The 20,653-nt window shown below is 70.0% G+C and carries 19 protein-coding genes; 15 read left to right on the plus strand and 4 right to left on the minus strand.

Annotated elements, in window-relative coordinates:
* On the minus strand, positions 1-2,568 hold the full coding sequence (valS, locus tag GB932_RS05380; protein ID WP_156759653.1) for a valine--tRNA ligase: 2,568 nt from the start codon (positions 2,566-2,568) through the stop codon (positions 1-3).
* 134 nt (positions 2,569-2,702) lie between these two features.
* Here valS and GB932_RS05385 point away from each other — a divergent pair, with 134 nt between their 5' ends.
* Together GB932_RS05385 and GB932_RS05390 are read left to right on the plus strand one after the other, a co-directional pair.
* Positions 2,703-3,047, plus strand: a complete 345-nt coding sequence (locus GB932_RS05385; RefSeq protein WP_156759654.1) for an ArsR/SmtB family transcription factor — start codon at positions 2,703-2,705, stop codon at positions 3,045-3,047.
* Positions 3,048-3,049: 2 nt separating this feature from the next.
* Positions 3,050-4,021 carry an SRPBCC family protein gene (locus tag GB932_RS05390; RefSeq protein WP_156759655.1) on the plus strand — a complete coding sequence of 324 codons (972 nt, stop codon included), beginning with the start codon at positions 3,050-3,052 and terminating at the stop codon, positions 4,019-4,021.
* 52 nt (positions 4,022-4,073) lie between these two features.
* On the opposite strand, the gene GB932_RS05395 is transcribed toward GB932_RS05390, so the two are convergent.
* Positions 4,074-4,703, minus strand: coding sequence for a pentapeptide repeat-containing protein (locus GB932_RS05395; protein ID WP_156759656.1), 630 nt, complete (start codon positions 4,701-4,703; stop codon positions 4,074-4,076).
* 291 nt (positions 4,704-4,994) lie between these two features.
* On the opposite strand from GB932_RS05395, the gene ileS reads away from it, so the two are divergent.
* From ileS to ndk, 4 genes are read left to right on the plus strand one after another with little or no spacing between them, the layout of a single operon-like run.
* Positions 4,995-8,309, plus strand: a complete 3,315-nt coding sequence (gene ileS / locus GB932_RS05400; protein ID WP_156759657.1) for an isoleucine--tRNA ligase — start codon at positions 4,995-4,997, stop codon at positions 8,307-8,309.
* Positions 8,306-9,652, plus strand: coding sequence for a bifunctional folylpolyglutamate synthase/dihydrofolate synthase (locus GB932_RS05405; RefSeq protein ID WP_156759658.1), 1,347 nt, complete (start codon positions 8,306-8,308; stop codon positions 9,650-9,652). Before ileS ends, GB932_RS05405 begins: the two co-directional genes overlap by 4 nt.
* A complete protein-coding gene (locus GB932_RS05410) occupies positions 9,653-10,063 on the plus strand; it encodes a DUF4233 domain-containing protein (RefSeq protein WP_156759659.1) in 411 nt (136 codons plus the stop codon). It abuts the gene before it with no gap.
* A 53-nt stretch (positions 10,064-10,116) separates the two neighbouring features.
* Positions 10,117-10,533 (plus strand): nucleoside-diphosphate kinase, encoded by a 417-nt coding sequence (gene ndk / locus GB932_RS05415; RefSeq protein WP_156759660.1) that lies wholly within the window; start codon positions 10,117-10,119, stop codon positions 10,531-10,533.
* A gap of 58 nt (positions 10,534-10,591) precedes the next feature.
* Here the strand turns inward: ndk and GB932_RS05420 are convergent, their stop codons facing one another.
* Positions 10,592-11,191 carry a vitamin K epoxide reductase family protein gene (locus tag GB932_RS05420; RefSeq protein ID WP_156759661.1) on the minus strand — a complete coding sequence of 200 codons (600 nt, stop codon included), beginning with the start codon at positions 11,189-11,191 and terminating at the stop codon, positions 10,592-10,594.
* 275 nt (positions 11,192-11,466) lie between these two features.
* On the opposite strand from GB932_RS05420, the gene GB932_RS05425 reads away from it, so the two are divergent.
* Positions 11,467-13,848: an Rne/Rng family ribonuclease gene (locus GB932_RS05425; protein WP_156759662.1), complete on the plus strand. Its 2,382-nt coding sequence runs from the start codon at positions 11,467-11,469 to the stop codon at positions 13,846-13,848.
* Between the two features lie 40 nt (positions 13,849-13,888).
* Here the strand turns inward: GB932_RS05425 and GB932_RS05430 are convergent, their stop codons facing one another.
* Positions 13,889-14,164: a DUF4031 domain-containing protein gene (locus GB932_RS05430; protein WP_156759663.1), complete on the minus strand. Its 276-nt coding sequence runs from the start codon at positions 14,162-14,164 to the stop codon at positions 13,889-13,891.
* A 285-nt stretch (positions 14,165-14,449) separates the two neighbouring features.
* Between GB932_RS05430 and rplU the strand changes: the two genes are divergently transcribed.
* The 8 genes from rplU (at position 14,450) to GB932_RS05470 (ending at position 20,647) form a co-directional block, all read left to right on the plus strand.
* Positions 14,450-14,758 (plus strand): 50S ribosomal protein L21, encoded by a 309-nt coding sequence (rplU, locus tag GB932_RS05435; RefSeq protein ID WP_156759664.1) that lies wholly within the window; start codon positions 14,450-14,452, stop codon positions 14,756-14,758.
* Positions 14,759-14,773: 15 nt separating this feature from the next.
* Positions 14,774-15,031 (plus strand): 50S ribosomal protein L27, encoded by a 258-nt coding sequence (gene rpmA, locus GB932_RS05440; protein ID WP_029149810.1) that lies wholly within the window; start codon positions 14,774-14,776, stop codon positions 15,029-15,031.
* A 131-nt stretch (positions 15,032-15,162) separates the two neighbouring features.
* Positions 15,163-16,683, plus strand: coding sequence for a GTPase ObgE (gene obgE / locus GB932_RS05445; protein ID WP_156759665.1), 1,521 nt, complete (start codon positions 15,163-15,165; stop codon positions 16,681-16,683).
* Entirely contained in the window at positions 16,680-17,531 is an 852-nt protein-coding gene (gene proB / locus GB932_RS05450; protein WP_156759666.1) for a glutamate 5-kinase, read from the plus strand. Before obgE ends, proB begins: the two co-directional genes overlap by 4 nt.
* On the plus strand, positions 17,528-18,784 hold the full coding sequence (locus GB932_RS05455) for a glutamate-5-semialdehyde dehydrogenase (protein ID WP_156759667.1): 1,257 nt from the start codon (positions 17,528-17,530) through the stop codon (positions 18,782-18,784). Before proB ends, GB932_RS05455 begins: the two co-directional genes overlap by 4 nt.
* 68 nt (positions 18,785-18,852) lie before the next feature.
* Complete coding sequence (locus GB932_RS05460; protein WP_156759668.1) at positions 18,853-19,056, plus strand: hypothetical protein; 204 nt, start codon at positions 18,853-18,855, stop codon at positions 19,054-19,056.
* Entirely contained in the window at positions 19,053-19,652 is a 600-nt protein-coding gene (nadD, locus tag GB932_RS05465) for a nicotinate-nucleotide adenylyltransferase (protein WP_156759669.1), read from the plus strand. The genes GB932_RS05460 and nadD overlap by 4 nt, the downstream gene beginning before the upstream one ends.
* Complete coding sequence (locus GB932_RS05470; protein ID WP_156759670.1) at positions 19,649-20,647, plus strand: hypothetical protein; 999 nt, start codon at positions 19,649-19,651, stop codon at positions 20,645-20,647. Before nadD ends, GB932_RS05470 begins: the two co-directional genes overlap by 4 nt.
* The last annotated feature ends 6 nt before the right edge of the window (positions 20,648-20,653 follow it).

Consider the following 20,653-nt stretch of genomic DNA (forward strand, 5'->3'; position numbering starts at 1 on the left):
TCAGGCCTCCTGTTCCTCGAGTGCGATCGAGGTTACCCGCAACTCGTCTCCGGGGGTGAGAGCCAGCTCGGCGATGCGCCCGACTGCTCGCAGATCGGCCTCGGCGAGGCGCAGGAGCGCGATCTGCGCCTCCGGCGCCGTGATCTCGGCCGACGCGACCGGCGTGCGCTGCGAGGCCTTCGCCTCGGTCTTCGCCCGACGCACGCCGATGAGCGCCTGCGAGGCGGCCGCGAGGACCTCGGGATCCCCGCCGAGCTCCGATGGCGTCGGCCACGCGGCCGTGTGCACGGATCCCTCCTCGAACCAGCTCCACGTCTCCTCCGTCGCAAAGGAGAGCACGGGGGCGAGCAGGCGCAGGAGCGTCGACAGGGCGGTGCGCAGCGCGACGGCGGCGGACGCACCCGCCGGGCCGCCCTCGTAGGCGCGCTCCTTCACGAGCTCGAGGTAGTCGTCGCAGAACGTCCAGAAGAACGCCTCCGACACCTCGAGCGCGCGGGCGTGGTCGTATCCGTCGAGCGAGGCCGTCGCCTGCGTGACGACGCGGTCCAGCGCCGCGAGCATCGACAGGTCGAGCGGCTCGGTCACCGTCGCGCCCTCGGGCGCCTCGAAGCCCAGCGCGAACTTCGCCGCGTTGAGGACCTTGATCGCGAGCCGGCGCCCGATCTTGATCTGCGTGGGGTTCTGCGGGTCGAACGCGGCGTCGGTGCCGAGGCGGCTCGACGCCGCCCAGTAGCGCACGGCGTCGGATCCGTGGGCGTCGAGGATGTCGGCGGGCGTGACGACGTTGCCCTTCGACTTCGACATCTTCTTGCGGTCGGGATCGACGATGAAGCCCGAGATGGCGGCGTGGCGCCACGGGGCGCGGTCGTCCTCGAGCGCGCTGCGCAGCAGGGTCGAGAACAGCCAGGTGCGGATGATGTCCTGGCCCTGCGGGCGGAGGTCGAATGGCGCGACGAGGTTCCAGAGCTCCTCGTCGGCCCGCCACCGGCCCGCGAGCTGCGGCGTGAGCGACGACGTGGCCCACGTGTCGAACACGTCGGTCTCGGCCTCGAATCCGCCTGCGACGCCGCGCTGGGCCTCCGTGTAGCCCGCGGGCACGTCGCTCGAGGGGTCGACAGGGAGCGTGTCCGCCGCGGGGACGAGGACGCGGTCGTAGTCGCGTTCGCCGTGCTCGTCGAGGCCGTACCAGACGGGGATCGGCACGCCGAAGAAGCGCTGGCGCGACACGAGCCAGTCGCCGGTGAGTCCGTTCACCCAGTTCTCGTAGCGCACGCGCATGAACTCGGGGTGCCAGTCGATCTGTTCTCCGAAGGCGAGGAGTCGTGCCCGCAGCTCCTCGTCGCGGGCGCCGTTGCGGATGTACCACTGGCGCGTCGAGACGATCTCGAGCGGGCGGTCGCCCTTCTCGAAGAACTTCACGGGGTGGGTGAACTGCTCGCCCGTGTGCACGAGCTCGCCCGACTCGTCGAGGAGCTCGACGATGCGCTTCTGTGCGCTGAAGACGGTCTTGCCCGCGAGTTCGGCGTAGGCGGCCGTGCCGCGCTCGGTCGCGATGACCTCGGGCGCGTCGGCGAGCACACGGCCGTCCCTGCCGATGATCGTGCGGTTCGGGAGGTCGAGCTCACGCCACCAGATGATGTCGTTCATGTCGCCGAACGTGCAGATCATGGCGATGCCGGATCCCTTGTCGGGCTGCGCGGCCGTGTGGGCGAGGACGGGGACCTCGACGTCGAAGAGGGGGGTGCGCACGGTCGAGCCGAAGTGCGGCTGGTAGCGCTCGTCGTCGGGGTGGGCGACGAGGGCGACGCAGGCGGCGAGCAGCTCGGGGCGCGTCGTCTCGATGAGGATGTCACCGGATCCGTCGGTCTTGTGGAACGCGAGGCGGTGATAGGCCGCCGGGCGGTCGCGGTCCTCGAGCTCGGCCTGCGCGATCGCCGAGCGGAAGTCGATGTCCCACAGCGTCGGCGCCAGCGCCTGGTAGGCCTCGCCGCGCTCGATGTTGCCGAGGAACGCGAGCTGGCTCGTGCGGATGGTCTCATCCGAGATCGTGCGGTAGTTCTGGGTCCAGTCGACCGAGAGCCCGAGCTGGCGCCACAGCTCTTCGAACTTGGCCTCGTCCTCGACCGTGAGCTTCTCGCAGAGCTCGGTGAAGTTCCGGCGGCTGATGGGCACCTGGTCGGCGGCCTTGATGTTCTTCGTCGTGCCCTCGAAGGGCGGCGCGAAGTCGGGGACGTAGGGCAGCGTCGGGTCGCAGCGCACGCCGTAGTAGTTCTGCACGCGGCGCTCCGTGGGGAGGCCGTTGTCGTCCCATCCGATGGGGTAGAACACCTGCCTGCCGCGCATCCGCTCGAAGCGCGCCGTCACGTCGGTGTGGGTGTAGCTGAAGACGTGACCGATGTGCAGCGATCCCGAGGCCGTCGGCGGGGGAGTGTCGACCGAGAAGACGCCCGCGCGGCCCACCTGCTGGGCGGCGGCGCGGTCGAAGCGGTACGTGCCGTCCGACTCCCAGCGCTCACCCCACTTCGTCTCGAGTCCCTCGAGTTTGGGCTTGTCGGGCATCTCGGCCATGCGCGGAACTCCTCGCGATATGTGCGGCACGGTGTCTGCGTGCCAGATGTGGGGGATCTCGCGCCAGTGTACCTGCGCCCGGATCCGAGAAAGAGGGTTGCGCCCGCCGGGGCGTCGCGTTAATGTTCAACCAAATGGTTGTACAAGACGAGTTGAGCGATGCCGAGGTCGACCGGATCTTCCGGGCCCTGGCTGATGCGACGCGCCGCGACATCGTGCGGCGCGTCCTGACAGAGGAAGCCGCAGTGAGCGATCTCGCGGCGGCGTACGACATGTCCTTCGCGGCCGTGCAGAAGCACGTCGCCGTTCTCGAGGAGGCGGGGCTCGTGTCGAAGCATCCCCGCGGCAGGCAGCGTTTCGTGCGGGGCGAACCCGAACGGATCCGCCGCGCCCAGCACCTCCTCGCCGCATATGAAGACATCTGGAGGGCGCGGATCTCGCGACTCGACGCCCTCCTGGACGAACCGAAAGGAAACTGACGATGCCCATCACCTCGATCGACACCGATCACGAGACCCTCACCACGTCGATCGTCGCTGACTTCGCGGCGAGCCGGCAGCGCCTCTGGGATGCCTACGCGGATCCGCGCCTCATCGAGCAGTTCTGGGGCCCCGAGACGTACCCGGCGACCTTCACCCGACACGACATGTTCCCCGGCGGCCAGAGCCGCTACTCCATGACCGGTCCCGAAGGCGATGTCGCCGCGGGGTACTGGGAATTCCTGTCCGTCGACGCACCGAACTCGTTCGAGGTGCTCAACGGGTTCGCGGGCGAGGACGGCGAGCCGAACCGCGACATGCCGTCGATGCGCATGGAGTTCGCCTTCGAGGACACAGGCGACGGCTCGCGCCTCACGGTCGTCACCCACTTCAACAGTCTGGAGGAGCTCGAGCAGCTCGTCGAGATGGGGATGATCGAGGGCACGACGTCCGCGATGAGCCAGATCGACGCCGTCCTCGCTGACCTCAGGACCTTCGCCGCCGACATCCCGACGCACATGCAGAAGCTCTCGGACACGCAGGTGCGCGTCTCGCGCGTGATCCGCGGATCCGTGGAGGACGTGTGGCGCGCGCACCACGACGTCGAGCTGCTGCGGAAGTGGATGTACGGGATGGACGGGTGGGAGCTCACCGAGTGCGTCCCGCCCGCGGGGAAGGGCTCGTCGACGCGCTACCGCTGGGTGCCGGGCGAGGGCGTCGACGGCGAGGCCTTCAGCATCATCGGCGATGTGCTCGATTCGGATGCGCCCCACAGGCTCGTCCACACGGAGCAGATGGAGGGGTACCCCGGCACGACGATCAACGAGCTCACGCTCACGGCCGTGCCCGAGGGCACCCTCCTCGTCTACGTCATGACGTACGAGAGCGCCGAGGTCCGCGATCAGATCCTCGCGACAGGCATGACCGACGGGATGGAGCTCAGCTACCAGCGCCTGGACGGCGTGCTCGCCTGACGGCGACGGAGCGGGGTGCGCGGCGGGAGCCGTGCATCCCGCTCCGCGCGCGTCACGCCTCGACGCGGATCCCCAGAGCGTCTGCGAAAGCGGCCGCCATCGCGTCGGCCTGCGCGGGGGCGACCGTGGCGCCGCGCAGGCTCTGGATGTTCCGGATGCGCGCGATGTCGGCGCCGCGCAGGTCGAGGCTCTTCGCGCGCATCTCGCGCGCGTCGAGCTCGCCGATCTCGCAGCCCTGGATCCGCGTGTCCTCGACGGTCGCGAGCGGCATGTCGAGCGAGCGGATCCGGCTGTTCGCCAGCAGCACGCTCTCGAGGCGGGCCCCGGCGACCGTCAGGTAGTCGACGCGCACATCCTCGAGGATCACGTCGGCGACGCGCGCGCCCTGCAGGTCGAGCGCGCCGATGCGCCCGCCGCGGATGCGCACGCGGCGGAGCGACGCGTCGCGGAGATCCAGGTTCGGGCACACGAGGCCGTCGAAGGCGACATCGATGAGCGTCGCGCCGCGCCCCGCCACGTGGTCGAGCGTCGCGGGCAGGACGACCCACTCGGTGAGATGGGCATGGGCGATGTCGACCTCGCCTGCCCAGGTGAGGTCCGTCGCATCGAGTTCGGCGTGCGCACCGGAGTCCGAGGAGTGCGCGCGGCGCGCGGGGAGGTCGGGTGGCGAGGGGGCGCGCATCAGGCGACCGCGGTGTCGGAGAGCGTCACGGGCCCACCCTAGCGCCGTCGTGCGGAGCGGGCCCGCGCGGGGTAGAATCTCATCGCAACAGCATCGATCCGGCCATCACCGGGGAGCTCGCGGAAGAACGGCTGCTCGCAGCCCAGTAGAACCGCGCGGGGCAGGCCCGTCACAGCTGCAGTGAGAGGGGCATCGCGCGCGATGCAACGCGGGGTGGTACCGCGGCCCCTGCCGGGCGATCGGCAGAGCGTCGTCCTCGCAGTTCGTGACATACGAGACTGCTGGAGTGAGATGACCTACCCGAAGAGCGCGTTCGGCCCCGCCGCGGATGCCGTCACCCCCTCGCCGCGCTTCCCCGAGATCGAGGAGGAGATCCTCGAGTTCTGGAAGCAGGACGACACCTTCCGCGCGTCGATCGCGCAGCGCGAGGGCGCCGACGAGTGGGTCTTCTATGACGGCCCGCCGTTCGCGAACGGCCTGCCCCACTACGGGCACCTGCTCACGGGATACGCGAAGGACCTCTTCCCGCGCTTCCACACGATGCTCGGGCAGAAGGTCGATCGCGTCTTCGGCTGGGACACGCACGGGCTCCCGGCCGAGCTCGAGGCGATGAAGCAGCTCGGCATCACGGAGAAGAGCGAGATCGAGCAGATGGGGATCGACGCCTTCAACGCGAAGGCGCGAGAATCGGTCCTCGCCTACACGCGGGAGTGGGAGGACTACGTCACCCGCCAGGCGCGCTGGGTCGACTTCGAGCGCGGGTACAAGACGCTGAACGCGAGCTACATGGAGAGCGTCCTGTGGGCGTTCAAGCAGCTGCACGACAAGGGCCTCGCCTACGAGGGATACCGTGTGCTGCCATACTGCTGGCGCGACCAGACGCCGCTCAGCAACCACGAGCTGCGCATGGACGACGACGTGTACCAGGACCGCCAGGATCCCTCGGTGACGGTGACGTTCCCCTTCGCGGGCGACAGGGCGGCGGCGCTCGGCCTCGACGGCGTCGCGGCGCTCGCCTGGACGACGACCCCGTGGACCCTGCCGACGAACTCCTCGCTCGCCGTCGGTCCCGACATCGCCTACGTCGTGGTGCCCGCCGGCCCCGACGGGGCGAAGGAGGGCGCGCGCGGATCCGCCTTCCTCCTCGCCGAGGACCTCCTCGCGGGCTACGCGAAGGACCTCGGCTACGCCGAGGTCGACGACGCGCGGGCCGCCGTGACGAAGCGCCTCGCCGGCGCCGAACTCGCGGGCGTGCGTTTCGCGCCCCTGTTCGACTACTTCGTCGACGCCGAGGCGTGGGGAACCGAGAATGCGTGGCAGATCCTCGTCGACGACTACGTCACGACGAGCGATGGCACGGGCGTCGTGCACCAGGCCCCCGCCTACGGTGAGGATGACAAGCGGCTGAACGACGCCGCGGGCATCCCGACGATCGTGTCGCTCGGCGACGATGGGCGCTTCCTCGACATCGTGCCGGACTTCGCCGGCGATCTGTGGCTCGACGCGAACATGGACATCGTGCGCCGCCTGCGCGGCGACGGTCGCCTGCTGCGCCTGCAGTCGTATGTCCACAGCTACCCGCACTGCTGGCGCTGCCGGAACCCGCTCATCTACAAGGCCGTCTCGAGCTGGTTCATCCGCGTGACCGAGTTCAAGGACCGCCTCGTCGAGCTGAACGAGCAGATCACCTGGGCGCCCGAGAACGTCAAGCACGGCCAGTTCGGCAAGTGGGTCGAGGGCGCGCGCGACTGGTCGATCAGCCGCAATCGCTTCTGGGGCTCGCCGATCCCTGTGTGGAAGTCGGACGATCCGAATCACCCGCGCGTCGACGTGTACGGCTCGCTCGATGAGATCGAGCGCGACTTCGGTGCCCTGCCGCGGAACGAGCAGGGCGAGGTCGACATGCACCGCCCCTACATCGACGAGCTGACGCGCCCGAATCCCGACGACCCGACGGGGACGAGCACGATGCGACGCATCGAGGACGTCTTCGATGTGTGGTTCGACTCGGGATCAATGCCGTTCGCGCAGGTGCACTACCCGTTCGAGAACAAGGACTGGTTCGACTCGCACGCGCCCGCCGACTTCATCGTCGAGTACATCGGCCAGACCCGCGGGTGGTTCTACGTCATGCACGTGCTCTCGGGCGCGCTCTTCGACCGCCCCGCCTATACGGGCGTGTCGTGTCACGGCATCGTGCTCGGCAGCGACGGCCAGAAGATGTCGAAGTCGCTGCGCAACTACCCCGACGTGAACGAGGTGCTCGACCGCGACGGATCCGACGCCATGCGGTGGTTCCTCATGTCGTCGAGCGTGCTGCGCGGCGGCAACCTCTCGGTGACGGAGGAGGGGATCCGCCAGGGCGTGCGGGAGTTCCTCCTGCCGCTGTGGAACTCGTGGTACTTCTTCTCGACCTACGCCAACGCGGCCGGCGGGCAGGGGGGATCCGGGTATGAGGCCGAGCGGTCGACCTCGTCGTCCGATGTCCTCGACCGCTACATCCTCGCCCTGACAGGCGAACTGGCGGACGCCGTGAAGGGCGACCTCGAGCGCCTCGACTCGACGACCGCGTCGGCGCGCCTGCGCGACTTCGCCGAGGTGCTGACGAACTGGTACATCCGCCGCTCGCGCGACCGCTTCTGGGAGGGCGTGACCGACGACCCGGCGAGTCGGCAGGCGTTCGACACCCTCTTCACCGTCCTCGAGACGCTGTGCCGTATCGCGGCGCCGATGATCCCGCTCGTGTCGGAGCGCGTGTGGCAGGGCCTCACGGGCGGCCGCAGCGTGCACCTGACCGACTGGCCGGCCTCGGCCGAGTTCCCCGCGGCGTCCGACATCCGCGAGGCGATGGACGCCGTGCGGGAGGTGTCGAGCGTCGCGAACGCGCTGCGCAAGAAGGAGAAGCTGCGCGTGCGCCTGCCGCTGGCATCGCTCACGGTCGTGGCGCCCGGATCCGACGGGCTGAGCCGATTCGAGGACATCCTGCGCGACGAACTGAACGTCAAGCGCGTCGAGTTCGACGAGCTGGGCGCCGACACTGCGGAGCGGTACGGCATCTCACGCCGCCTCACGGTCAACGCGCGCGCGATGGGACCGCGCCTCGGAAAGCAGGTGCAGCAGGTCATCAAGGCGTCCAAGTCCGGCGATTGGAGCGAGGCAGACGGCGTCGTGACGGCGGGTGGGATCGCCCTCGAGCCGGGCGAGTTCGAGCTCGCGCTCGACACGTCCGGCCGCCCGGCCGGCGAGGCGATCGCGACGCTGCCGGGCGGCGGCTTCGTGATCCTCGACACCACGACGACGCCCGACCTCGAGGCGGAGGGCCTGGCGCGCGACCTCATCCGCGCCGTCCAGGACACGCGAAAGTCGGCCGGCTTCGAGGTGAGCGACCGGATCCACCTGCAGCTCATGTTCGCCTTCGCCGACGACCGCGCCGCCGTCGACCGCGGGTGGGACGCCGCGGACGTCGCGGGGGAGACCCTCGCCGTCTCGCACGAGATCGACGAGGGCACCGCGGGCGCGGAGTTCGAGCAGGTGATCCCGGCCGGCAAGTACGCGAACGCCGGTGATGTGACGATCGCCGTCGCCCGGATCGGGGGCGCCCTGTGAGCGGCTCAGACATCCAGCGCGCCGACGCGGTCTACGCGAAGCTCCTCGCCCGTGCCGGCGAGGCGTGGGTCGAGCCGCGCCTCGAACGCACGGCGCGCCTGCTCGAGTTCCTCGACGACCCGCAGCACACCTACCGCGTCGTGCACGTTACGGGCACCAACGGCAAGACATCGACGGCGCGCATCATCGAGTCGTTGATCCGCGCCCACGGTCTTCGCACCGGGCTGTTCACGAGCCCGCACCTCGTGCGATTCACGGAGAGGATCCTCATCGACGGCGAGCCGATCGCCGACGACGCGGTCGCCGACGCGTGGGACGAGATCGAGCCGTTCCTGCCGCTCGTCGACGCCGAGCTCGCGGCCGATGGGCAGAACCCGCTGACGTTCTTCGAACTGCTCACGGCGCTCGCCTTCGTGGCCTGCGCCGACGCGCCCGTCGACGTCCTCGTCCTCGAGGTCGGCATGGGCGGCGCCTGGGACTCGACGAACACCGCCGACGGCGACGTCGCGGTCATCACGCCCGTCGACATGGACCACGCGAGCCGCCTCGGAAGCACCCGCGAGGAGATCGCGGAGGTCAAGGCGGGCATCATCAAGCCGGGCGCGCACGTCGTCTCCGCCCGGCAGGAGCCCGGTGTCGCGGCGGTCCTGCGGCGCGTCGCCGCGGAGAAGGGCGCAACGATCGCCTTCGAGGGCGACGAGTTCGCCGTGACGGGCGATGTGCTCGCCGTCGGAGGACAGCTCGTGACGATCCGTGGTCTCGCGGGGGAGTACGACGAGGAGTACCTGCCCCTGTACGGCCGCCACCAGGGCGACAACGCGGCCCTTGCGGTCGCGGCCGTCGAGTCGCTCATCGGCGGCGGCGCGCAGCGGATCGCCGGTGACGTGCGCACACAGGGCTTCGCCGAGGTCGCCTCGCCGGGGCGGCTGCAGCTCATCGGCACGGAGCCGACCGTGATCGTCGACGCGGCGCACAACCCGCACGGCGCGCGCGCCCTCGTGAGCGCGCTGCGCGAGGCGTTCGACTTCGACGAGTGGGGCGTGGTGCTCGGTGTCATGGCGGATAAGGACATCGCGGGCCTCATCGAGGCGCTGAAGCCCGTCGCGACCCACCTGTTCGCCACGCAGTCCGACTCCGAGCGCTCCGCGCCCGCCGATGAGGTCGCGGACGCGGCGGAGGAGCTGGGGCTGCGTCCGACTGTGCACGCGAACATCGCCGAGGCGATGGACGCGGCACGCGAATGGGCCGAGGAGGGGGAGCGGCGCGCGATCGTCGTCGCCGGATCCATCGTCCTCGGCGGCGAGGCGATCGCCCTCGCGCGCGTCGAGGAGTGGAAGGCCTAGATGACCGCCGCCGCTCCCCGCGCCCGCCGCTATCGCACCCTGCCCGAGAAGATCGGATCCGTCGTCCTCGGGTTCGAGGCGATCGTCGTGTTCCTCGCGGGGCTCGTCATCTTCGGCCTGCGCGCCCTGCCCTCCTCGGTGCCGCCGTGGTGGGGGATCGTCGCGGGCGCCGTCATGCTCGTCGTCCTGCTCGCCCTGAGCGGGGCGCTCCGGTGGCGATGGGCGCGCGTGACCGGCTGGATCCTCCAGGGCGTGATCGCGCTCGGCGCGCTCCTCGTTCCCTCGATCCTGCTCGTGACGATCATCTTCGGCGCGATGTGGGCCTACGCCATGATCGGCGGTGCGCGGATCGAGCGCCGGGTCCAGGCGCAGCGCTCCGCGGCGGGCGGCGACCTCCCAGACACGCCGTAGCGTCGCCGCGATAGGTTCGGTGCGTCCCCTCCCCGACACAGGAAGGCTTCCCCATGGCCACAGAAGAGACCCTCGTCCTCGTCAAGCCCGACGGCGTCGCGCGCGGCCTGACCGGCCAGATCCTCGCCCGCATCGAGGCGAAGGGATACGAGATCGTCGACATCCGCAAGCTCACGCCCGGCCGCGAGGTGCTCGCCGCGCACTACGCCGAGCACGAGAGCAAGCCCTTCTACGAGCCGCTCGTCGAGTTCATGTCGTCCGGCGATGTCGTCGCGGTGCGCGTGGCGGGACATCGCGTCATCGAGGGCTTCCGCTCGCTCGCCGGCGCGACCGAGCCGACGACGGCCGCGCCGGGGACGATCCGCGGCGACCTCGGCCGCGACTGGGGCCTCAAGGTCCAGCAGAACCTCGTGCACGGCTCGGACAGCCACGAGTCGGCGGCGCGCGAGCTCGCGCTCTGGTTCAGCTGACCACGCGACAGACGAACGGCGCCCCACGAGATGCGGGGCGCCGTTCGTCGTTCCGGCGTCAGCCGAAGAGCTGCTCGAGCAGCGGCAGCCGCACGGCCGCGAGGACCGCGATGACGACATACGACACGGTCGCGAGGAGCGGAAGCCACGCCATGAGCGAGTCGGCGGCCTTCCGCGCTCCCGCCGGGAGCGGGATCGCGCCGATGCGCACGCTGTGCAGCAGCACCGCGTAGAACGACGGGATCGTCACGACCCAGGTGGCCATGCACCAGGGGCAGAGCGTGCCGATGAAGAAGATGCTCTGCCAGATGAGCCAGCACACGAAGCCGAATGCGAACGTCATGCCCACCGTGAAGAGCACCCAGAACCATTTCGCGAAGCGGGCGCCGGCGAGGATCGCCATCCCGACGACGACCGGCGCCATCCAGCCGACCAGGCCGATGAGCGGGTTCGGGAAGCCGAAGGCGGACCCCTGCGCCGAGTCGAGGTTCGCGCCGCACTGCACGAGGATGCTGAAGTCGCAGCCGGCCACGTGCGTCGGATCCTCGAGGACTGCGATCTTCTCGAGCGTCAGGGCGAACGCCGCGCCGATGCCGACGATGCCGGCCACGACGAGCCAGATGGCGAGAGCGGTGGGGCGCTTCTGCGTCTGCTGCATGGATCCAGTCTCCCATCGAGCGGGCCGATGCGACGCGCCGAGGGCCGGGAGTGCCATGAGAATGCGCGGATCGACGCCAAGGTGAGATAATGACTCTGGATCCTCGCCGCGCACGCGCCCCGGGGAGCCTGAGAAGAAGACTTCGGAGCAACGGATGCTCCGCGCGACCAGAGCCGACCAGGCCGGTCGCTGACCAGTGAGAAGCTGCTCCGCCACGCGAGAGTCAGCACGATTTCCACGGGTGAGAGACCGCCCGTGCAGGGAGTTCGCCAGAGATGGCTGAAGACAACAACGACACGACACCGCAGGCCGACACGACGACGGGGGAGCACGCGCCGACACCGGCTCCGGAGCCGCCCGCGGCGCCGGCCGATCCAGACGGCCACGCCGCCGACGCGCCGACAGAGGGCGCCGAATCGGGCGGATCCGAGGCCCCCCGCGCCGTCTCGGGCGGCGGCACGCCCGCCCCCGATGAGGCCCAGTCGGAGGAGCCCGTGATCCCCACTGCGGTCAGCCTCGGTCTGCTGCCCGAGAACTTTGTCTCGCGCGTGTCGACGGCGCTCAGCTTCTACGCGCCCGACGTGCGCCTCCTCCCGCAGCTCGAGGAGCTCGACCTTCCGCAGCAGGAGGACGAGCGCCAGGACGACGGCGGCCGTTCGTCGCGTCGTCGCCGGCGCCGTGGCGGATCCGGATCGGATGACAGCGGCGACTCCGCCCCCCGCAAGCGCGTCGTGGAGGTCATCGACGAGCCGCAGCGGATCAAGGGATCCACGCGCCTCGAGGCGAAGAAGCAGCGTCGCCGCGACGGTCGCGACGCGGGTCGGCGTCGGACCGTGGTCACGGAGGCCGAGTTCCTCGCCCGCCGCGAATCCGTCGATCGCCAGATGATCGTGCGGTCGAAGCAGAGCCGCACGCAGATCGGGGTGCTCGAGGACGGCGTGCTCGTCGAGCACTATGTGGCGCGCGCACAGGACGCGTCCCTCATCGGGAACGTGTACCTCGGCCGCGTCCAGAACGTGCTCCCGAGTATGGAGGCCGCGTTCGTCGACATCGGGCGGGGCCGCAACGCCGTGCTCTACTCGGGCGAGGTCGACTGGGACGCCGTCGAGACCGGCAACCAGCCCCGCCGCATCGAGCTCGCGCTGAAGCCGGGCGACAAGGTGCTCGTGCAGGTCACGAAGGATCCCGTCGGCCACAAGGGCGCCCGCCTCACGAGCCAGATCTCGCTGCCGGGCCGCTACCTCGTGTACGTGCCGGGCGGATCGATGAACGGCATCTCGCGCAAGCTCCCCGACACGGAGCGCTCGCGCCTCAAGAAGATCCTCAAGAAGGTCCTTCCGGAGTCGGCGGGCGTCATCGTGCGCACGGCGGCCGAGGGGGCGACCGAGGAGCAGCTCACGCGCGACGTCACGCGGCTCGCGCAGCAGTGGGAGCACATCCAGAAGCAGGTCGAGAAGGGCACGGCCCCGAACCTGCTGCACAGCGAGCCCGACCTCCTCGTGAAGATCGTCCGCGACGTCTTCAACGAGGACTTCCAGAAGATGATCATCCAGGGCTCGGACGCGCAGAGCACCATCGCGAACTACCTCGAGTCGGTCGCTCCCGACCTGCTCGAGCGCGTCGAGGAGCACGCCGGCGACGGCGACCCGTTCGACGAGCACCGGATCACGGAGCAGATCGAGAAGGCGCTCGACCGCAAGGTGTGGCTGCCGTCTGGCGGGTCCCTCGTGATCGACCGCACCGAGGCGATGACGGTCATCGACGTGAACACCGGCAAGTTCGTCGGCTCGGGTGGGAATCTCGAGGAGACGGTCACGAAGAACAACCTCGAGGCCGCCGAGGAGATCGTCCGCCAGCTGCGCCTGCGCGACATCGGCGGCATCATCGTCGTCGACTTCATCGACATGGTGCTCGAGTCGAACCGCGATCTCGTGCTGCGTCGCCTCGTCGAGTGCCTCAGCCGCGACCGCACCAAGCACCAGGTCGCCGAGGTGACCTCGCTCGGTCTCGTGCAGATGACGCGCAAGAAGCTGGGTCTCGGGCTGCTCGAGACCTTCAGCGAGCCCTGCGACGTGTGTGCGGGACGCGGCGTCATCGTGCACCACGACCCCGTCGCGAAGCACCGCCCGAACGGCGGTCGTCGCACACGCGGAGGATCGAGCGGCGGCTCGAGCGGCGGATCGAACGGCGGCGGGAAGTCGCGCGGCGGGTCGCAGAAGGGCGACCACGCGAGCCAGAAGGACGAACCGGCCGCCCCCGTCAACACGGAGGGTGCGAAGTCGGCCCTCGCGAAGATCGCCGCATCGACGATCGTGAAGGACGACTCGCCCGTGGCCGATGCACCGCGCGCGACGCCGGCCGTCGCGCCCGCGTCACTCGACCAGCTCGCCGGCGTGCTCCCCGAGGGCCCGCGCGGCGCAGACGGAGCGGGCGATCAGCCCGAGGAGCGCCAGCGCAAGCCGCGCCGGCGCCGCGCGTCCGACAAGGGCGGATCCACGGCGCCCAAGAGCGAGCCCGCGAGCCTGCTCGACTCGGTTCTCGACGCGCTGCCGGAGCCGAAGGCCCCTGGCCAGGGGCGCGGTCGTCGACGCGTCACGACGGCGGCCCTGCAGGGCACGGCCGTGCCGGTCGGCCCGACGAGCGACGACGCGAGCTGACGTCGCCTCGGCGGCCCCGCGGCATCGCCGCGGGGCCGCCTCAGCGCGCCGCCGGGCGGTCCTTCGCGCGCACGCGGAGGCCCGACGCGATGAGCGCGCGGGTGAGCTCTCCGGCCGAGACCCGTCGGGCACCGGCGGCGACGAGCCGCTCGAGCGACTCCTCGGGGACGTCGTAGTGATCGAGGTCGAAGGCGCGGCGCGGGATGTCGTTGCGCGCCGCGAACGCGTGCAGCTCTCCGAGGTCGCGGTCGCTCACAAGATGCGACCACATGCGGCCGTGTGCGGGCCAGAGGGGGCTGTCGACGAGGATCACCATATGCGCCAGCATAGAACTGCGGGCGAGGGGCGGGCCCGTTCGTGCGACGCGCCGCCGCCCGTGATTCGGAGATTCCCGAGGGGATCAGGTAAAGTGAACCGTTGGTGCGTCCCCTGTCGCGCGCTCTCCCACTGGCGGCGCGACGGAAACAACGTGGATGCACCCCGCACATCCAGTGCGGCGCAGACAGTGAGTGCCACGCTCGGTTCCCTCGGAGCACGGCACCCAGACTTCCCGTGAGATTCGGATGGCCCCAGGGCTGTCCCCAATGAAACAGGTATCAACGTGGTTTACGCAGTTGTTCGCGCCGGTGGCCGGCAGGAGAAGGTCGAGGTCGGCTCGGTGATCACGCTCGACCGTGTCCAGGCTGCCGAGGGTGAGTCGATCGAGCTGCCCGCCGTCCTCTTCGTCGACGGCGACAACGTGACGACCGACGCCGACGCGCTGTCGAAGGTCACGGTCACGGCCGAGGTCCTGAACGACCTCCGCGGCCCGAAGATCGTCATCCAGAAGTTCAAGAACAAGACCGGTTACAAGAAGCGCCAGGGCCACCGTCAGGAGCTCACGCGCGTCAAGGTCACCGGCATCAAGTAAGGCGGAGAGGCTGACATGGCACATAAGAAGGGCGCGAGCTCCACTCGCAACGGTCGTGACTCGAACGCGCAGCGCCTCGGCGTGAAGCGCTTCGGCGGTCAGGACGTCAACGCAGGCGAGATCCTCGTCCGCCAGCGCGGAACGCACTTCCACCCCGGCGCGAACGTCGGCCGTGGCGGAGACGACACGCTGTTCGCCCTCGCGGCGGGCGCGGTCGAGTTCGGCAACAAGGGCGGCCGCAAGGTCGTCAACGTGGTGGCCGCAGCCGAGTAATCGCAGGCATCACACGCAATCTGCATCCGGAACGGGGGCGGGCTGAAGCTCGCCCCCGTTCTGCGTAGCGCCGGTGAGTCGGCGCACATCATCGTGGGGTCATCGTGCCCCGAAGGTCGAGAAGAGGCTCCATGGTCACGTTCGTGGACGAGGTCACCCTGCACCTGCGCGCGGGCAGCGGCGGCAACGGCTGCGTGTCGGTGCACCGTGAGAAGTTCAAGCCGCTCGCCGGCCCCGACGGCGGCAACGGCGGCGACGGCGGCGACATCGTGCTCGTCGCCGACACGCAGACGACGACCCTGCTCGCATATCACCACTCGCCGCATCGCCGGTCCGAGAACGGTGGCTTCGGGATGGGCGATATGCGCTCCGGCGCGCACGGCGCGACCCTCGAGCTGCCCGTCCCCGTCGGCACGGTCGTGAAGGATCCGTCCGGCGAGATGCTCGTCGATCTCGACGAGCCGGGCATGCGGTTCATCGCGGCGCCCGGCGGTCAGGGCGGCCTCGGCAACGCCGCACTGTCGTCGCCGAAGCGCAAGGCGCCCGGCTTCGCGCTCCTGGGGACGCCGGGCTGGGAGGGCGACCTCGTGCTCGAGCTCAAGACGCTCGCCGATGTCGCGCTCGTCGGATTCCCCTCCGCGGGCAAGTCGAGCCTGGTGGCGGCCGTGTCGGCCGCCCGCCCGAAGATCGCCGACTATCCGTTCACGACACTGCACCCGAACCTCGGCGTCGTGCAGGCGGGCGACGACCGGTTCACGGTCGCGGATGTCCCGGGCCTCATCGAGGGGGCGAGCGATGGCCGCGGGCTCGGCCTCGAGTTCCTGCGCCACGTCGAGCGCTGCACGGCACTCGTGCACGTGCTCGACTGCGCCACGCTCGAGCCGGGGCGCGACCCCCTGAGCGACCTCGAGACGATCAGGCGCGAGCTCGGCAATTACCCCGTGCCGGAAGGGCAGATCCCGCTGCTCGAGCGTCCGCAGCTGGTCGTGCTGAACAAGATCGACGTGCCGGAGGCCGAGGAGCTCGCCGCGTTCGTGCGCGCCGACATCGAGGACCTCGGCTATCGCGTCTTCGAGATCTCGACCGTCGCGCGCCGAGGACTGCGTGAGCTCACCTTCGCCCTCGCCCAGATCGTCGAGGAGCATCGCGCCGCGACGGCGACCGACGAGCCACGCGAGCGCGTGATCATCCGCCCGAAGGGCTCGCAGCGTGAGTTCACCGTGACGGCCGAGGGCGGCACATACGGCACGACCTTCCGCATCCGCGGCGAGAAGCCCGAGCGATGGGTGCAGCAGACCGACTTCCAGAACGACGAGGCCGTCGGATATCTCGCCGACCGCCTCGAGAAGATCGGCATCGAGGACGCGCTCGTCCGCGCGGGTGCGGTGCCGGGTTCGCCGGTCGTCATCGGAGACGACGACGGCATCGTGTTCGACTGGGATCCGTCCCTCAGCTCGGCGGCCGAGCTGACGCAGGCGCCGCGCGGAACGGATCCCCGTCTCGAGGGCAATCGTCGCCGCACCACGTCCGAGCGGCGCGACGCCTACAAGGCCAGGCAGGATGCGCGCACGATCGAGCGCGCACTCGAAGAGGAACGACGGCTCGCTCGCGGAGACGAGTCGGCTTTCGAAGGGATGGATGATACCCAGTGACGGCACAGGCACGTCAGGATCTGGCAACTGCGAAGAGGATCGTCGTCAAGGTCGGCTCATCGTCGATCAGCGGCGACGCATCGTGGCGCATCGACATGCTCGCGGACGCGATCATCGAGGCGCGATCTCGGGGGCAGGAGATCATCCTCGTGTCGTCGGGCGCGATCGCGACCGCGGTGTCGCTCATGGATCTGGGCACGGGCAAGCCGACCGATCTCGCGACGCAGCAGGCGGCGGCGGCCGTCGGTCAGAACGTCCTCCTGTGGCGCTGGCAGTCGAGCCTCGATCGCTTCGGCGTGCTGGCGGGGCAGGTGCTGCTGACGCTCAGCGACCTGCAGAACAGCACGCCGCGGAGCAATGCACGACGCGCGATCGACCGCATGCTCACCCTGGGCGTGCTGCCGATTGTGAACGAGAACGACACCGTCGCGACGCACGAGATCCGCTTCGGCGACAACGATCGCCTCTCGGCCCTCGTCGCCCACCTCATGAAAGCCGACGCCCTCGTCCTCCTCAGCGACATCACCGCCCTGTACACATCGCCACCGGACCGCGAGGGTTCGCGCCCGATCGACACGATCGCCGCCGATGACGACCTGCGCCAGTTCGAGTTCGGCGGCAAGGTCGTCAACAGCGTCGGCACCGGCGGTGCGGCCACGAAGGCCACGGCCGGGAGGCTCGCACAGGAGCACGGCGTCGGCGCTCTCGTGACGAGCGCCGACAACATCGCCGACGCGCTCGCGGGCCACGACGTGGGAACCTGGTTCGCGCCGGCCGAGACGACGCACCCCAAGACGGAGGCGATCTCCGTCATCCTGCAGGACGACGAGCACGAGGAGCACCAGTGACCCCCACCGACGCACCCGAAGCCCGCTTCGCCCTCGCCAAGCAGGCCGCGCGCGGCGTGGCCCGCCTGACGAGCACTCAGAAGTCCGACGCGCTCCACGCGATCGCCGACGCGCTGCTCGCGAGCGAGGCGAAGATCGTCGCGGCGAACGCCGAGGACCTCGCCCGCGGGCGTGAGAAGCAGATCGGCGACTCGCTGCTCGACCGCCTGGCGCTCTCGCCCGAGCGCATCGTCGCCCTCGCCGATGCGACGCGCCAGGTCGCGGCCCTGCCGGATCCCGTCGGACAGGTCGTGCGCGGCGAGCGCATGGCGAACGGCATCCGCCTCGAGCAGCTGCGCGTGCCGTTCGGCGTGGTCGGCGCGATCTATGAGGCGCGCCCGAACGTGACCGTCGACATCGCGGCGCTCGCGCTCCGATCGGGCAACGCGGTCGTCCTCCGGGGCGGCAGCGCCGCGATGAGCTCGAACATGGCGCTCGTATCCGTCATGCGCGACGCGCTCGCATCGCAGGGGATCGACCCGGAGTCGATCCAGACCGTCGACGAGTTCGGCCGCGACGGCGCCAACGCCCTCATGACGGGGCGCGGCTTCATCGACGTGCTCGTGCCGCGCGGATCCGCGGGCCTCATCGAGACGGTCGTGACGCAGTCCACCGTCCCGGTGATCGAGACGGGCGCCGGCAACGTGCACGTCGTGCTCGATGCGTCGGCACCCGACGACTGGGCGCGCGACATCACGGTGAACTCGAAGACCCATCGCGTGAGCGTGTGCAACTCGGCGGAGAGCGTGCTCGTGCTCCGCGAGGGCGCCGAGCGCCTCGTCCCGCTCGTGGTCGGCGCGCTGCAGGCCGCCGGCGTGACGGTGCACGGCGACGAGACCGTCCAGGCCCTCGCGGGCGACATCGTGCCGGCGACGGAGGAGGACTGGGGCACCGAGTACCTCAGCCTCGACGTCTCGATGAAGGTCGTCGACACGCTCGACGAGGCGATCGACCACATCGACCGCTACAGCACACACCACACCGAGACGATCGTCACGGCGGATGTGCGCAACGCGGAACGGTTCCTCACCGAGGTCGATTCGGCGGCCGTCTACGTCAACGCGTCGACGCGCTTCACCGATGGCGGAGAGTACGGTTTCGGCGCGGAGGTGGGCATCTCGACGCAGAAGCTCCACGCGCGCGGGCCGATGGGACTCCCCGAGCTCACGAGCACCAAGTGGGTCGGACGCGGGTCCGGCCAGATCCGCCCCTGACGGGGGCGGTGCCCCTCAGGCGATAGGCTGAGGGGCGACGATTTCCACATCATTCGAACGGAGTCAGGATGCACATCGCCTCCGCGCTTGCGACCATCGCGGCCGAGTCCGAGCACCACGGCAATGTGGCGCTCGAGACGCTTCCCTACGGGATCGTGGCGATCGCCGTCTTCGGCGTGCTCGCGCTCGTCGCGGCGTCGTACCGCAACGTCGCGAACCGCCATGCGGATCCGGTCCCGCACACGGACGAGAAGCACTCGGCGGGCCAGTGACCGAATCGTCGCGATCCGTTCGCATCGGTGTGATGGGCGGAACGTTCGACCCCATCCACCACGGCCACCTCGTGGCCGCGAGCGAGGTCGCGACGAGCTTCGACCTCGACGAGGTCATCTTCGTCCCCACGGGGACGCCATGGCACAAGCCCGAGGTGTCTCCCGCGCAGCAGCGCTACGAGATGACCGTGATCGCGACCGCGTCGAACCCGCACTTCACGGTGAGCAGGGTCGACGTCGATCGCGCCGGCCCGACCTACACGGTCGACACGCTGCGCGACCTGCACCGCGAGCGACCCGGAGCGGAGTTCTTCTTCATCACGGGTGCCGATGCCGTGGCGCAGATTCTCAGCTGGCGCGATCATCATGAGCTGTGGGAGCTCGCGCATTTCGTCGCCGTCACCCGCCCCGGCCACGACCTCGACATCAGAGATCTCCCGGAAGATCGCGTCAGTGTCCTCGAGATCCCGGCGCTGGCGATATCGTCGACTGATTGCCGGGCTCGCGTCGAAGGGGGATCGCCCGTGTGGTATCTCGTTCCCGACGGCGTGGTCCAGTACATCGCCAAACATCACCTCTATCGGAGCAGGGCATGAGCACATCCGGCGAGCAGGGAAGCAGGCCGCTGACACGACGCGAGCTGCGTGAGCTGCGCGCGAAGGGCGGCGAGAGCGCCGTTCGCGAGGCCCTCGACGCGGCTGCCGCGGAGCAGCCCACCGCCGCGCCGGCTCCTCACGTCGTCGCGAGCGTTCCGCTCGAGGCCGAGGAGCCGCGTGCCCTCACGCGCAAGGAGCTCCGGCGGCTGCGCACCAACGAGGTGCCGATCGTGTCGCCCGAGGGCGCCGTGGATGCCGCGGAGTCCGAGGACATCGCGGGGGAGCGTCACCCGCAGTCCATCGAGGCGATCGTCGTGCCCGACGACGAGCAGTCGCATGACGATGAGGCGACGGATGACGCATCGAGCGAGCCCGCGCACGAACCCGTCGACGACGTTCCGGAGCGGGCCGCCGAAGGCTCAGGTGAGCTCGCCGAGGACAACTCGGGCGAGGTCGACGGCGATGTGATCACCGCTGAGGATCCTGCGCCGGCCGCTGAGGATACGCCGGACGAAGCGGACGCGAGCGATTCGACGGCCGACGAGTGGGCACCGGAGGGCGTCTCCGATGCTCCCGCGCTGAGCCCGACGTTCGGCGCCGGCGTCGTCGCACCGCGGGGCGAACCGGATGCCGCGTCGTTCGACGACCTCATGGAGCAGTACGCGACGACCTCGCCGAGCTCGATCATCATGACGAGCTCGCACCGTCTGCCCGAGGGCCTTGGCTCGCAGGGTGCCGCGAAGGGCACGACCGACGGCCGAGAGGTCGACGCGGTCCTCATCGACGGCGAGCTGCCGGCGAGTTCGTCGCCCACGCCGATCGCCGCCTCGTCCGCCATCTCCACGCAGAAGAGCGCGCACGAGGTCCTGCGCCCGCCGACGCCCGAGAAGGGGCGCGGACTGCTCTTCGGCCTCGGGATCACGGCGGGCGTCCTCGGGATCCTCGCCATCGGAACGCTCGCCACCCTCTACTTCACCGGAGTCTTCAACTCGTGAACCCCT

This window comes from Microbacterium karelineae, assembly GCF_009745985.1.
GTDB lineage: Bacteria > Actinomycetota > Actinomycetes > Actinomycetales > Microbacteriaceae > Microbacterium > Microbacterium karelineae.

Coding starts and splice junctions, on each gene's coding strand:
- valS (WP_156759653.1), bottom strand. CDS start 2,568: ATGGCCGAGATGCCCGACAAGCCCAAACTCGAGGGACTCGAGACGAAG.
- GB932_RS05385 (WP_156759654.1), top strand. CDS start 2,703: ATGGTTGTACAAGACGAGTTGAGCGATGCCGAGGTCGACCGGATCTTC.
- GB932_RS05390 (WP_156759655.1), top strand. CDS start 3,050: ATGCCCATCACCTCGATCGACACCGATCACGAGACCCTCACCACGTCG.
- GB932_RS05395 (WP_156759656.1), bottom strand. CDS start 4,703: ATGCGCGCCCCCTCGCCACCCGACCTCCCCGCGCGCCGCGCGCACTCC.
- ileS (WP_156759657.1), top strand. CDS start 4,995: ATGACCTACCCGAAGAGCGCGTTCGGCCCCGCCGCGGATGCCGTCACC.
- GB932_RS05410 (WP_156759659.1), top strand. CDS start 9,653: ATGACCGCCGCCGCTCCCCGCGCCCGCCGCTATCGCACCCTGCCCGAG.
- ndk (WP_156759660.1), top strand. CDS start 10,117: ATGGCCACAGAAGAGACCCTCGTCCTCGTCAAGCCCGACGGCGTCGCG.
- GB932_RS05420 (WP_156759661.1), bottom strand. CDS start 11,191: ATGCAGCAGACGCAGAAGCGCCCCACCGCTCTCGCCATCTGGCTCGTC.
- GB932_RS05425 (WP_156759662.1), top strand. CDS start 11,467: ATGGCTGAAGACAACAACGACACGACACCGCAGGCCGACACGACGACG.
- GB932_RS05430 (WP_156759663.1), bottom strand. CDS start 14,164: ATGGTGATCCTCGTCGACAGCCCCCTCTGGCCCGCACACGGCCGCATG.
- rpmA (WP_029149810.1), top strand. CDS start 14,774: ATGGCACATAAGAAGGGCGCGAGCTCCACTCGCAACGGTCGTGACTCG.
- obgE (WP_156759665.1), top strand. CDS start 15,163: ATGGTCACGTTCGTGGACGAGGTCACCCTGCACCTGCGCGCGGGCAGC.
- GB932_RS05460 (WP_156759668.1), top strand. CDS start 18,853: ATGCACATCGCCTCCGCGCTTGCGACCATCGCGGCCGAGTCCGAGCAC.
- GB932_RS05470 (WP_156759670.1), top strand. CDS start 19,649: ATGAGCACATCCGGCGAGCAGGGAAGCAGGCCGCTGACACGACGCGAG.